This is a genomic window from bacterium (genome assembly GCA_023135785.1).
In the GTDB taxonomy this organism is placed as follows: Bacteria; CAIJMQ01; CAIJMQ01; order CAIJMQ01; family CAIJMQ01; genus CAZNJA01.
Genome location: JAGLSL010000022.1, coordinates 18,292 through 31,458, shown reverse-complemented (window position 1 = coordinate 31,458; position 13,167 = coordinate 18,292). Strand labels below are relative to the sequence as shown.

The window sequence follows — 13,167 nt, the reverse complement described above, 5'->3', positions numbered from 1 at the left end:
CCGTCCTTTCGGAGTCATCGGACCGCATTCAACAATCCGCAATTTGTTATATTTTTTTTAATAGGTGCCCCATTTTTTCTTTTTTTGTTTTAAGATAGGAAATATTGCGTTTGTTAACGGGCGTTTCTATTGGAACTCTTTGTGTAACTTTTAATTTGTACCCCTGCAAACCCACAATTTTCTTTGGGTTATTTGTTAAGAGTCTTATAGTAGAAAGCCCCAAATCTACCAGAACTTGCGCACCCATACCATAATCTCTTAAATCGTCTTTAAAACCCAAATCTTCATTTGCTTCTACTGTATCTCTTCCTTTATCCTGCAGAACATAGGCTTTTAATTTGTTGGCTAATCCTATACCTCTTCCTTCTTGCGGCATATAAAGTAAAACGCCTTTGCCTTCTTTGGATATCATTGTCAGAGCATCCCGAAGTTGGTTGCCACAATCGCATCTTAACGACTCAAAAACGTCTCCTGTAAGACACTGTGAGTGGACTCTGACAAGAACATCTTGTTTGCCTTTTACATCTCCTTTTATAAGTGCAAGATAATTTTCCTGGTTAATGAGAGATTCATAAAGGACAAGTTTAAAGTCTCCATGTGGTGTCGGCAGATTAGTCGTAAGCACTTCTTTTATTAATTTTTCTTCCTTTATCCTGAATGCTATTAAATCTTTTATTGTGCATAATGGAATATTAAATCGTTCGGAAAATTTCCGAAGCTGTGGCAGGCGCGCCATTGTGCCATCGTCGTTCATAATCTCGCACAAAACTCCTGCTGGTTTAAGCCCGAGTAGTTTGGCAAGGTCAATTGTTGCTTCTGTATGACCTGCTCTTTTTAGAACTCCTCCATCTTCTGCTTGAAGAGGGAATATATGTCCGGGTCTTGCAAGGTCATCCGGTTTTGTTTTTGTATTTAGAATTGTTTTTATAGTTGTTGCTCTGTCATGTGCAGATATGCCTGTAGTTGTATCTTTTTTTGCATCAACAGAAACAGTAAACTTACACCGGGTGATTTCTGTGTTCTTGTCCTCTGGAACCATCTGGTGCAGATTCAGCTCTGTCGCTCTCTGTTTTGTTATTGGCATGCATACCATACCTCTGCCGTACTTTGTCATGAAATTTATCTTTTCAGCTGTCGCAAACTCTGCGGCTATTATAAGGTCTCCTTCATTTTCTCTGTCCTCATCATCCACAATGATAACGAAGTTGCCTTTTTTGAGTTGCTCTGCCGCGTCTTTAACCTTTGCAAATTTCATGGAAATCCTTTTTCTTTTAGAAATTCAGATGTAATTGTTTCTCTTTTCTCAGATATGGCCTTTTCTATATATCTTGCCAGTATATCTACTTCGAGGTTCACTTTATCGTTTATCTTTTTTATTTCTATTGTAGCAAAAGATGTTGTATATGGAATTATAATAATTTTGAACGAAGAAGTCTCTACTTCTTTTACGGTTAAGCTTATTCCGTCGACTCCTATAGAGCCGTTTGGGACTATATATTTCATTAGGGGTAGGGGAGATTCTATTCTCAAACTAAAAGTTTCCCCTTTGCTTTTTTCAATTATTTCTCCTATCGCGTCAATATGTCCTGTGAGAATATGTCCTCCCAATCTGTCTGTAGGTTTTACCGCTCTTTCAAGGTTTACGCTCCTGTTTTCTTTAAAACTTAAAAGCGTAGTTTTTTCTAATGTTTCGCGTATAGCTTGCACTTTGAACGTGTTCTTTTGTATATCCGTTACGGAAAGACAAACTCCGTCGACGGATATGCTGTCGCCGTTTTTACCGTCTTTGCATATCTTGGGCGCGTTAACGCTAAACGTCCAAACATTGCCGCTCTTTTCTATTTTAGATATTTTACCTATTTCTTCAATTATTCCGGTGAACATTTTAATTAGTTTATAGTTTATGGTCTATGGTTTATAGTCTAAACACTATATACTATCGACTATCCACTGTATTTAATATGGTTTATAGTTTGTTGTCTAAACACTATATACTATCGACTATCTACTATATTTAATTAGTTTATGGTTTATAGTCTAAAAACTATACACTATCGACTATCATCCGTGTTTGAAATATCCTTCAATAACTATATCTTCTCCTATTTTCCTTGTAGATAAGTCGCGGATTCTTATAGCATTGGCTATTTTTTCTATTCCTTTTCCTTCTATCGGAGAAATTGCGTTTTTACCGCCGATTATCATAGGAGATAAAAACGCCACAAATTTATCTGCCAAGGCATTTTCTATAAATGAAGCATTTATTGTTCCGCCGCCTTCAACCAATATAGATGTAATTTCTCGTTTGGCTAATTCTATCATAAGTTTCTTTAGGTTGACTCTGCCTTCTTTTGAAGGAGTAACCATAATCTCTACTCCTTTTTGCTTCAAATCTCTTATTTTCTTTTTGGTTATTTTATCTGTTGTGGCAATTATAATCTGTCCGCCCTCCACCCAACCCCTGGCGGGCAAGCCTTTAGTTTTTAACAGATTGCAATCCAAAGGGATTCTTCCTCTGCTGTCAATAATTATTCTTTTTGGTTCTTTTATTTCCAAACCGTGAGTGTTAAGTTGAGGGTTGTCTTTAAGAAGTGTTTCTATCCCTATTAAAACCGCATCGAATTTACCTCTTAATTTTTGTGTGAATTCTCTGGAAACCTTTCCTGAAATCCATTTTGAATTGCCTTTACGAGTGGCTATTTTACCGTCTAAGCTCATAGCCCATTTCAAAACTACAACCGGCATTTTTTTAGTCATATATTTAATATATGTTTCGTTTATTTTTCTAGCATCCTGTTCAAGGATACCGACTTGTACATCTATTCCTTCGGATTTAAGTTTCTTTATCCCCTTACCATTGACCAAAGGATTTGGGTCCAGCATAGCTATTACAACTTTTTTTATACCCGCTTTTATTATTTGGGGAGCGCATGGCGGTGTTTTACCGTAATGAGCGCATGGCTCAAGGTTGATATACAGAGTAGCTCCTTTTGCTTTCCCGCCTGCCTTTTGGTTGCCTGCCAGCTTCGTAGCAGGCTGGCGGGCAGGCTTTCCTGCTGATTCAAGGGCAAGGATTTCAGCGTGCTTAGAACCTGCTCTTTTATGATAACCTCTTCCGATAATTTTGTTCCCCTTTACGATAACAGCGCCGACCAAAGGGTTAGGAGATGTAAGTCCTTCGGCCTTTACTGCAAGAGCCAATGCCTCTTTCATGTATTCAATATCTTTTAGGTTCTTCATATTACTTAGAATTCAAAATGCCCCTAGAAATTGCGAAGTAATTTCAGGGACTGAGTCCCGGAAATCCTTTGGATTTCTCGGGGTAAAAATCAAAGTGCAAAATGACAAATCAAAATTTAAAAATAAAAAAGAAACAGCTAATGGTTACTACTTTTTACATCTTGATATGTAATTTTAATTTTCCCTCTGGAATTTCTTTGAAATCCCGAGGACTTAGTCTCCCTAGAAAGGGACTAAATCCCTGGAATGCTCTGCATTCCTAGGGGTGATATTTGATTTTTAATTTATCTTTTTTATAGTAAGTTTATCTAAAAACTCGTTAAACATCAAAAATGTATAAATCTCGAAATGTGTTCTGTCATTGCGAGCCCGAATATTATGAGGGCGTGGCAATCTTTTATTTTTAATTTTTAGATTGCCACACTCACTTTGTTCGCTCGCAATGACATTACGTATTACTTGTCATTACTATGTCCGATGACTCTCCGACGAGTCCGAAAACAACTGTCGGTCCGATGACTCCGAAAGGACGGAGTATGCGGACTCTTCGGAGAGTTCTTCTGACCGAAAGGACGAGTATACGGACTCTTCGGAGAGCATTGCTACGAAGGATTTTTTTTTAGATATATAAATTTTGGGCAAACGAACTTATTTTGTCTTGATTTTTCCTAATTTAATATATTGAACCAGGGGAATTTTGGAAGGACATACATAAGTGCAGCAACCGCATTCCATACAATCTTTTATATGTAATTGGCTTAATCTTTCCCATTTTTCGGCTTTTACCACTTTTGCAATCTGTGTGGGAAGAAGATATGCAGGGCAAACTTCTATGCATTTTGCGCATCTTATACACGGCGCTTCGGTGTCTTCTATTATTTCATCTTTACTTTGAACGAGTATTCCGCTTGTTCCTTTTATAATGGGAGTTTGGATATCTTGTTGGGATATTCCCATCATTGGCCCGCCTAAAATTATTTTACCTACGTTATCCCAATCTATTTGGCAGAAATCAAGAATGTCTTTTATCGGCGTTCCAATTCTAACTAAATAATTGCCTGGGTTTTTTACTTTGCCTGTTACGGTTATTACCCTCTCATACAGTGGTTTGCCAAAGTTAACAGCTTCGTAAATAGCCAATAGAGTTCCGACATTATGAACTACAACACCCACATCCATAGGTAGTCCACCCGACGGGACTTCTTTGCCTAAAACCGTCTTAATAAGTTGTTTTTCTCCGCCTTGAGGATATTTTACTTTTATGGCTATTACTTCTATCTTCTCATTTCGCGTTAATTCTTTTATTTGCTCTATTGCGTCAGGTTTATTATTTTCTATTGCGATAATGCATCTTTCTGGAGATACAACTTGTTTTACTATTTTAATTCCTTCTACTATTTCTTTCCCCATTTCCTGCATAAGGCGTTGGTCGCAGGTTAAATATGGTTCGCATTCAGCGCCATTTGCTATGAAGGTTTTGATAACCTTTTCTTTTGGCGGGGACAATTTAACGTGTGTGGGAAATGCCGCGCCTCCGAGTCCAACAATTCCGGCATCTCTTGCGATTTTTATTATTTCATCTGCCGAAAGATTTCCGGTGTTTTTTTTAGGAGAAATAGATTCTTCGGTTAAATCCTGTTTATCGTTTTCTATTACAATAGATTGGAATCTTCCGATTACGGGATGCGAACTATTTTCTATAGATTTTACAGTTCCCGAAACAGACGAATGAATAGGGCTTGATATAAGTTTTTCGCAAGTTCCTATTAAGGTTCCTCTTTTTACTTTATCGCCTTTTTGAACTATGGGCTGGCATGGTGCGCCTGTATGTTGGCTTAAAGGAAAAAACAATATTTTAGGCGCGGGAATGGGTATTATTTCTTTATCACAACTTAAATGTTTGTTTTCCGGCGGATGAACACCGCCTCTAAAAGGACGTAATTTAATCATGGTATTTTCTTAATATTAAATATCAAAAATCAAATATTAAAATTACATATTAAAGTGTAAAAGGGGAAACTAATATTAAAAGTCTTGTCTTTCATTTTGAATTTTGATTTGTAATTTTGCATTTTAACTTTTAATTTTTACATTTTTTTAATCATATATTTCAATAATTTCTTCCAACCCTTTAGTATAACTTATATCGAGTTTTTCTTCTTTTTCTTCTATTATCACGACCTCGGTATTGGCGAGTTTTTCTATCAATTCTATCCCTTTTTCTTTTCCCATCACCATTAAAGCGGTTGCAAGCGCGTCTGCATCGATGCAAGTTTCTGTAACTACTGTGACTTGAATTATGGCGCTATCCACAGGATAACCAGTTTGAGGGTTAATTATATGACAAAACTTTTTTCCTTTCAAAGCGAAAAATTGTTCGTAATCGCCTGAAGTAGCTACTGCTTTATTTTTCAGTTTTAATATCCCTATAACTCCCTTCTTTTTTCTTGGATGACGTATACCGACATTCCAAGATTCTCCATTTTCTTTTTCGCCCAGACAATAAACATCTCCTCCCGCATTTATGAGAGCTGATTTGATTCCTTTTGCATTTAAATAGGATATAGCCTTATCCACAATATATCCTTTAGCAATTCCGCCTAAATTTATGCTTATGCCATCTTGCTTAAAACCGATTTCTCCGCCTGCTTGCCTTTGCAAGGAATGAACAGGTTTTGTTGGAGTAAATATTATGTTTTCCCATCCAACGGATTCAAGTGCTTTGTTTATTTCTTTTTCAGACGGGATTTCTTTAAGTTTTCCTTCTTCAAACTTCCATAATTTAAGAAGCGAGGAGATTGTTATATCAAAAGCACCATCCGTTAATTTACTGAAATAGACTGATCTTTCAATTACTTCATAAACATCTTTAGATACCTTTTGTAATTTATCCTTTTTCAGCGCATTTATCTTTTTTATTTCACTGCTCTTTTTAAATATGCTTAACTTGTTTTCCAATATTCTTATTTTTTTTACAGTTTCATTGATGACTTTATCGTTTTGGTTAATAAGGGTTATTTCCACAAAAGTCCCCATTAAAAGAAAAGTTCTGTGGTATGGGGTAGCTGCGAGCAATATTACGGGAAGCAGTAAAAATAGAATTAAATTTTTAAAGTTATTTTTCATGGGTTATTGGAAATCCGAAACATAAAAAAGAAGTTAAAGGGTAACGCCTGCCTGCTCGCCTTTCGGCGAAACCGAGGGCTTGCGAAGCGGGCAGGGATATTAGAGTATCAGAGCATCAGGTAACCAATGCGAAGGCAAGGAACGACCTGATATTCTGGTTTTCTGCAACCTGTTCATCTGGTATCCCGTAACCTTATTTCCTCACCTGTCCATCGCCAAACACGATATATTTATAAGTTGTCAGTTCCTCAAGCCCCATCGGGCCGCGCGCATGGATTTTATCGGTTGATATACCAATCTCTGCGCCGAGACCAAACTCGCCGCCGTCGGTAAATCTTGTGGAAGCATTTACATAAACAGTGGCGGAGTCCGCCTCGTTTAAGAATTTTTGGGCATTGAGATTATTTTCGGTTACTATCGCATCCGAAAGATGCGTGCTGTAGGTATTGATGTGTTCAATCGCGTCATCTACCCCCGGAATTATTTTAACAGCAAGAATAAGGTCGAGATATTCGGCATACCAGTCGGATTCGTTTGCGGATTTTATACCTTTAACTATCTTTCTTGTCTTAGCGCATCCTCTAATCTCGACTTTTGCTGACTTGAATTTCTTGAACATCGACGGCAAAAATTCTTTGGCAATTTTCTCATCAACAAGCATTGTTTCCATAGCGTTGCATACGCCCGGTCTTTGTACTTTAGCATTAAAGCATATATCTTTTGCCATTTTTAAGTTGGCGAATCTGTCAACATATACGTGGCATATACCTTTATAATGTTTGATTACAGGAATGTAGGAATTTTCCGTAACTTTTCTTATTAATTCTTCGCCACCTCTTGGAATTATGAGGTCTATATGAGTGTTTAGTTTAAGAAGTTCATCCACAGCTTTTCTGTCTGTTGTCGGGATAAACTGAATAGCTTCTTCGGGTATTGCTGTTCCTTTCAATGATGACCTCAGTATTTCCGCTAGCTTTTTATTAGAATTAAAAGACTCACTACCGCCTCTTAGAATTACGGCATTGCCTGCTTTTAAGCACAGTGTTGCAGCATCACTTGTAACATTCGGTCTTGATTCATATATTATCCCAATTACACCAATCGGAACTCTTTTTTTGCTTATCTTAAGACCGTTTGGTCTTTCCCAAGTTTTTATAATAGTTCCAACCGGGTCTTGGAGTTTAACGATGTCTCTTATATCGGATGCCATCTTCGAAATTCTTTCTTCATTAAGAGTGAGCCGGTCAATAAAAGCGGAAGAAAGTTTCTTTTTGCGGGCGCTTTCTAAATCCTGTTTATTTGCTTTAATTAAGGTGTTTTTTGCTTTCAATAAATCATCCGCCATCTTCCCCAAAGCTTTGTTCTTATCTTTGGTAGAAGCCATAGCCAGCTTATACGAAGCTTTCTTCGCCTCTTGAGCTATTTTCAGAACTTGAGTTTTTATATCCATTTTGACATCATCCTCTTAGCTTCTTCATGCGTATAAATTCGTCCTTCCTCTACACTCTTTAGTCCTTTCTCAATTTTTTGAAGGACATAAAGATGGTACTGTATGTCTTCTAAAGAACAGTCTTCTGGTAGACGTTTGAGAAGATTCTTTACCTTTTGTTTAGCTGTAAACATACATATCCCTTTTTTATAATAATATCACGGATTCCAAGATGATTCCAACGGGCATTTATATACTTCTTGAAATGTTGTTTTGCGGAGAATTTTCAGATAGCGGAAAATTTAGGTTTTTTGTTGCGATAATTGCTTTTAGTAAACAGGCAAATGTTTTTTGAACATTTCGGTAATTATCTGTTCCATTGAGTATAAACCTTTATGTTTTTTTATAAGCCATTTTGACGCAAATACGGCTCCCTGACCGAAGGCCGCTCTACTGATACTATCGTGCGCCAATCTTATGGTTTGATTCTGTAAACCGAAAATTATCTCATGTTTGCCTACAATTCCACCAACACGGATTGAATTAACATTTGTCTTTTCATTAAGATTTAGGATAGAAGCTAGTTTCTTTGCTGTTCCCGATATGTCCCGTTTTTCCCTGAAATGTTCTTCTACAATTTCTATATCTGCGTGAGGAGCTATCTCCTGAAGGACTTGAGATGCTATAAGCAGAAAATTAATACCGAGAGTGATATTGGGTGAATAAAGCACAGCTGTCTGCGATTTTAACGACAAGAGTTTATTTAGATCTTGTTCCTTGTAGTTAGAAATTGCCGAAATTATTTTAATACCTAATCCTGCGGCTTTTTCATAATAGTTTACGGCTTTGGAACTGGCAAAATCAACAATTATATCTACGGGATTATTTTTAAAAAAGGACTCATCTATTTCGGCAATGGAAAATATTTCTCCAGCTTCATATTCATAACCAAGAAGGTCTGAAGCAAATTTATGCTTATTCCTAGGGGTTTTACGCACAACCCATTCTAAAGAGAAATTGCTATCTTGAAGGAATTCGTTTGCAACAATTTTGCCGGTTCTTCCAAATCCAAATAGTCCAATGCGAATTTTTTCCATGGTTTAGCCTCCTGAGAATATTGTGTCAATTGATTTAAGCGGAGTGCACTTCAGATATCCTGATAAAGTCCTGTATTATAGCATAGTTCAGCTTATATGTGCTGAATTGAGGTTTTGATATCTTTTGGAGTAAAAAATACTCTCTAATTGGCTGAAACAGTTATATTAGAAGGTTTGTTGTGTTGTTTTTTACAGTGGATGCTAGTCCCAGAATTGAATCAGTCTGTCCTGTGTCCTAAATCCCGAAAAATTGAAATGTTTTTGGATCCATTCAACCGTTTTTTTATGGTAAAAGAATACGTGCGCAGGGTCGTTTTTGTAATACCAATCTTTGAAATTAGTTTTGTCGGTGTAAATATCTGTCATGCAGTATAATATGCCCTTTTGATTAAGCAGAGACCTTAAGAGCCCGAATTCTTTTGATGGATTATGAAAATGTTCTATTACCTCGCAACATACTATAAAATCGTATTTTGATTTAAGGTTTTGGGTATCGTTGAAAAAAAACGGGTCATATAATCTCATCCTAAATCCTTTATCGCTTAAAAGTTTTGAGATAACAGGACCTGTTCCTGACCCAAAATCCAATCCCAAATGTTGGACATTGAAATTTTGCACGACTTGATTAACAATAGGCGCAACAAATTTTTGATATCCCGCATCTTCTACATCATTATTATGTTCTTCGTATCTGATTTTTTCTGCCTGTTTGGAAAGAAAATATTTAGAGTCTAACATTACGGCAGAACAGTTGTTGCATCTGTGATATTGACTTTTATTTGTCTCGTAAAATAGATTTGTTGGCGAAGCGCATAAAGTACATCGTGTTTGCGCTTTTAAATTTATTTTTTCTTTCATGGTCAACTATTTAGTGTTGAGTTATGAGATATGGATTTCCTAAACATTGTTTTTGTTAAACTTAAGCCGTAGCATTTCATTTCCTGTTTTTTGGAAATGGTAAGGAACCTTTTCTATTGTGCAAGTTACTTTTGCTTTAGATAGTTGGTCTATAACTGGCGCCAAAAATGGTGAACGTTCACTGTTTAAATCAACAATAGGAAATATTCTTACCTCTGAACCGATACGAAGGAGTTCTTTTACTGATTGGATGTGAAAATTAAGGTCCCGATTAGCTGAGTAGAAAAATAAAAGATGGGAAGAAAGCACTAAATCAAAACTCTTATCGGCAAAAGGAAGGGTTGGAAGTGTTGCATTAACATATCTTTCCTGTCTTTTTCCCAGTTCATAATCTTGGCAAAACTCATCCATTGAAGCCATTCTTATTTGCATAAGATTTTCTAGGGAAGGGATTCTGGTCCAGACAAATTTATCTTTATTCTCACTGGTTTGCGCAATTACTGTTTCATAGGTTTCTTTGATTCTTTTTCGTAGTTGTTTCTCGGAAAATTGATATATAGGATCAACTGAAATGATGTTAACGCCGCGCTTATACATTTGTGTATTAAATGAAGCCGGACCATCTCCTACACCGATAATTTTACGTTTGAGGTCATCGTCTGACAGAAGAAACATATCTATGTATTCTTCAAAAGACCTTCCCCATGGGACAATATCTGAATATTTAATACTCATATAATTAGCTATCTTAATTGTAGGTATATAGTGGATTTATTCGTAGATTTTTAAACAACTAAATTATCTCTGTGGATGACTTTGTCGTAAGTTTTATGTTCCAATATTTATTTTTTCTTCTTTTCAATCGCAGCGAAGAATGTGCCGATTTCTTTACCTGAAATTATCTTATTTAATATCTGTTTTTCTTTGCCGTTAGCTATAACAACTGGTATTCCTGCCTGAGTAAGCATTTTTGCCGCTTTGATTTTAGTTTCCATTCCGCCTGCGCCGTCGCCTTTAGCTTTAGCCATTTTTTCTATTGCAGGTGTAATCTTCTTTACATAAGGCACGAACCTTGCCTCGTTGGAAGTAATCCCGAAGGCTTTCGGGATGCCACACTTTTGGCTTGTCCCGTTAGAAATTCTATTTCTAACGGGATGTAGGCTTCTAATGGGGTTATTGTCACAGGGCAAGTCCGTATATAACCCATCTACATTTGTGAGGATTGTTAATAAGTCCACATCCATCATAAGAGAAACTAAAGCTGAAAGTGTGTCGTTGTCCCCGAATTTTATTTCTTCCACGGCAACCGTATCGTTTTCGTTAATGATAGGTATAACACCTTTGTCTAAAAGACGACGCAAGGTATTTTTTGCATTTAAATATCTCTTGCTGTTGTGCAAATCCTCTCGTGTCAAAAGAATTTGCGCAACAGGGATATTGTATTTTTTAAATGCGGTAGCGTAACTGTGCATTAGTTTTACTTGTCCCACTGCGGATGCGGCTTGTTTTAAAGGCAGGTTGGTAGGTCTTGAACCGAGTTTTAAATCTTTTAGCCCCGCCACTATTGCGCCGGAAGTTACAATTAAAATCTGATGTTTTTTTCTGTATAGCGCTTCAATATCCTTAACTAAAGCGTTTATTAGGGATGAATCCAGTTCGTTTTTGGATGAGGTTATAACACGGCTGCCGATTTTTACGACTATGCATTTTGATTTTGAAAGGACTTTTGCTTTATCCATTAGAAGTTTACAGTTAACAGTACATAGTTTACAGTTTTCCTGGTTACTGTAAACGGGTTACTGGTTACTTATAACTTACATCTTCACCACCCAAACTTTTGTAGTGGCAGTAACTTTAGGGTCAAGTTTGATTTTTACGCTGTATATACCTAATGCTTTTATCGGATTAGAAATTTCTATTTTTCTTTTGTCTATATCAAAGCCCTCTTTTTTCAAAAGGTCCGAAACATCCTGTGTGGTTACAGAACCATATAATTTGTCTTTTTCTCCCACCTGAACCGGTGCAGTTAAAGAAAGTTTTTCTAATTTTTGACACAGTTCGTCTATTGCTTTTCTGTTTTCTTTTCTTCTCTTATCAGCTTTTATTTTTTCCTTTTGTATGATTTTTTCGTTTGCTGGTGTTGCTTCAAAAACTAACTTTTTAGGGATAAGATAGTTACGAGCATATCCTTCCTTTACATTTACTATGTCACCGATTTGACCCAGGTTTTCTACATCTTTAGTTAATATTAATTTCATATTATTTATTCCTCTCTTTTGCCGGGGGTTTGAGTATCCCTGCTTTTTCTTTAACCTTTGTTACTATTTCCTTGGTGATATCTGCATGTTCTTTTAAGTATTTTGTGGCGTTTTCTTTCCCTTGCCCTATCTTTTCTCCTTTATATGAATACCATGAACCGGCTTTTTCTACAATACCGTATTCTGCGGCGGCTTCTATCACACTGCTTTCCCATGATATGCCTTGATTATATAAAACATCCAACATAGCTTGTCTGAAAGGCGGAGCAACTTTGTTTTTTACGACTTTCACTCTGTTTGTGCTTCCGGTAATAGTGTCGTTTTCTCCGGTTATCTTACCCGTTCTTCGTATATCTAATCTTACCGATGAATAGAATTTTAATGCTTTCCCGCCTGTAGTGGTCTCGGGATTGCCCCACATTACGCCGATTTTCATTCTTATCTGATTAATGAAGATACATACAGTTTTGGATTTACTTATAGAAGATGTAAGTTTTCTTAAAGCTTGTGACATAAGCCGTGCCTGAAGTCCCATGTGCGAATCGCCCATATCTCCTTCAAGTTCTGCTCTTGGAACTAAAGCTGCTACCGAATCAATCACAATTACATCCATTGTGTTTGACCTGACTAAAACTTCAGTGATATCCAGCGCCTGTTCGCCTGTATCGGGCTGGGAAACCAATAGATTGTCCAGGTCAACCCCCAAAATCTTGGCATATTTAGGGTCTAGGGCATGTTCAACATCAATAAACGCTGCCTTTCCTCCCATTTTTTGCGCATTCGCTATTACGTGAAGAGAAAGCGTTGTCTTACCGCTTGCTTCAGGCCCGTATATTTCAGTCACTCTACCTCGAGGAAGTCCTCCCACGCCTAATGCCAAATCAAGAGTGAGTGCTCCGGTAGATATAACCTCAACCGGAATATATGCTCTTGCGTCACCGAGGCGCATAATAGAACCCTTACCGTGTTGTTTTTCTATTTGACTTAAAGCCAACTCAAGCGCTTTATCTTTGTTAATCTTTTCCGTATTCTTTTCTGATTTTTCCGTCACTTTATCCTCCCGTTAGATTGAGTATAAATTTTTTGAAATTTATACTGCAAATTATCATATTCCCGCTTAAGATTCAACCCGCCATTGAAACTGTGGCGCGGTTTGTCT

General features: G+C 37.0%; 12 protein-coding genes. All 12 read right to left on the bottom strand.

What is annotated here, in order from left to right; genetic code table 11:
• Window positions 1-46 precede the first annotated feature (46 nt).
• The 12 genes from KAS42_02125 to recA all read right to left on the bottom strand — a co-directional run bounded on the left by KAS42_02125 (window position 47) and on the right by recA (window position 13,026).
• On the bottom strand, window positions 47-1,255 hold the full coding sequence (locus tag KAS42_02125) for a bifunctional 3,4-dihydroxy-2-butanone-4-phosphate synthase/GTP cyclohydrolase II (GenBank protein MCK4905028.1): 1,209 nt from the start codon (window positions 1,253-1,255) through the stop codon (window positions 47-49).
• The gene (locus tag KAS42_02120; protein MCK4905027.1) at window positions 1,252-1,884 is read right to left on the bottom strand and encodes a riboflavin synthase; all 633 of its coding nucleotides are present in this window, start codon (window positions 1,882-1,884) and stop codon (window positions 1,252-1,254) included. Before KAS42_02120 ends, KAS42_02125 begins: the two co-directional genes overlap by 4 nt.
• Window positions 1,885-2,061: 177 nt before the next feature.
• A complete protein-coding gene (gene ribD, locus KAS42_02115) occupies window positions 2,062-3,213 on the bottom strand; it encodes a bifunctional diaminohydroxyphosphoribosylaminopyrimidine deaminase/5-amino-6-(5-phosphoribosylamino)uracil reductase RibD (protein ID MCK4905026.1) in 1,152 nt (383 codons plus the stop codon).
• A gap of 675 nt (window positions 3,214-3,888) precedes the next feature.
• The gene (rsxC, locus tag KAS42_02110) at window positions 3,889-5,190 is read right to left on the bottom strand and encodes an electron transport complex subunit RsxC (GenBank protein MCK4905025.1); all 1,302 of its coding nucleotides are present in this window, start codon (window positions 5,188-5,190) and stop codon (window positions 3,889-3,891) included.
• Between the two features lie 147 nt (window positions 5,191-5,337).
• Window positions 5,338-6,264, bottom strand: coding sequence for an FAD:protein FMN transferase (locus KAS42_02105; protein MCK4905024.1), 927 nt, complete (start codon window positions 6,262-6,264; stop codon window positions 5,338-5,340).
• A gap of 295 nt (window positions 6,265-6,559) precedes the next feature.
• Complete coding sequence (locus tag KAS42_02100; protein MCK4905023.1) at window positions 6,560-7,816, bottom strand: glutamate-5-semialdehyde dehydrogenase; 1,257 nt, start codon at window positions 7,814-7,816, stop codon at window positions 6,560-6,562.
• Window positions 7,817-8,124: 308 nt separating this feature from the next.
• Window positions 8,125-8,892 carry a dihydrodipicolinate reductase gene (locus KAS42_02095; protein MCK4905022.1) on the bottom strand — a complete coding sequence of 256 codons (768 nt, stop codon included), beginning with the start codon at window positions 8,890-8,892 and terminating at the stop codon, window positions 8,125-8,127.
• Between the two features lie 201 nt (window positions 8,893-9,093).
• The gene (locus KAS42_02090; protein MCK4905021.1) at window positions 9,094-9,750 is read right to left on the bottom strand and encodes a class I SAM-dependent methyltransferase; all 657 of its coding nucleotides are present in this window, start codon (window positions 9,748-9,750) and stop codon (window positions 9,094-9,096) included.
• A 39-nt stretch (window positions 9,751-9,789) separates the two neighbouring features.
• A complete protein-coding gene (locus KAS42_02085; protein MCK4905020.1) occupies window positions 9,790-10,485 on the bottom strand; it encodes a methyltransferase domain-containing protein in 696 nt (231 codons plus the stop codon).
• Window positions 10,486-10,592: 107 nt separating this feature from the next.
• Window positions 10,593-11,489: a glutamate 5-kinase gene (gene proB / locus KAS42_02080; GenBank protein ID MCK4905019.1), complete on the bottom strand. Its 897-nt coding sequence runs from the start codon at window positions 11,487-11,489 to the stop codon at window positions 10,593-10,595.
• A gap of 75 nt (window positions 11,490-11,564) precedes the next feature.
• Window positions 11,565-12,008 (bottom strand): 50S ribosomal protein L9, encoded by a 444-nt coding sequence (gene rplI, locus KAS42_02075; protein ID MCK4905018.1) that lies wholly within the window; start codon window positions 12,006-12,008, stop codon window positions 11,565-11,567.
• A 1-nt stretch (window position 12,009) separates the two neighbouring features.
• Window positions 12,010-13,026, bottom strand: coding sequence for a recombinase RecA (gene recA, locus KAS42_02070; GenBank protein ID MCK4905017.1), 1,017 nt, complete (start codon window positions 13,024-13,026; stop codon window positions 12,010-12,012).
• Window positions 13,027-13,167: the final 141 nt, after the last annotated feature.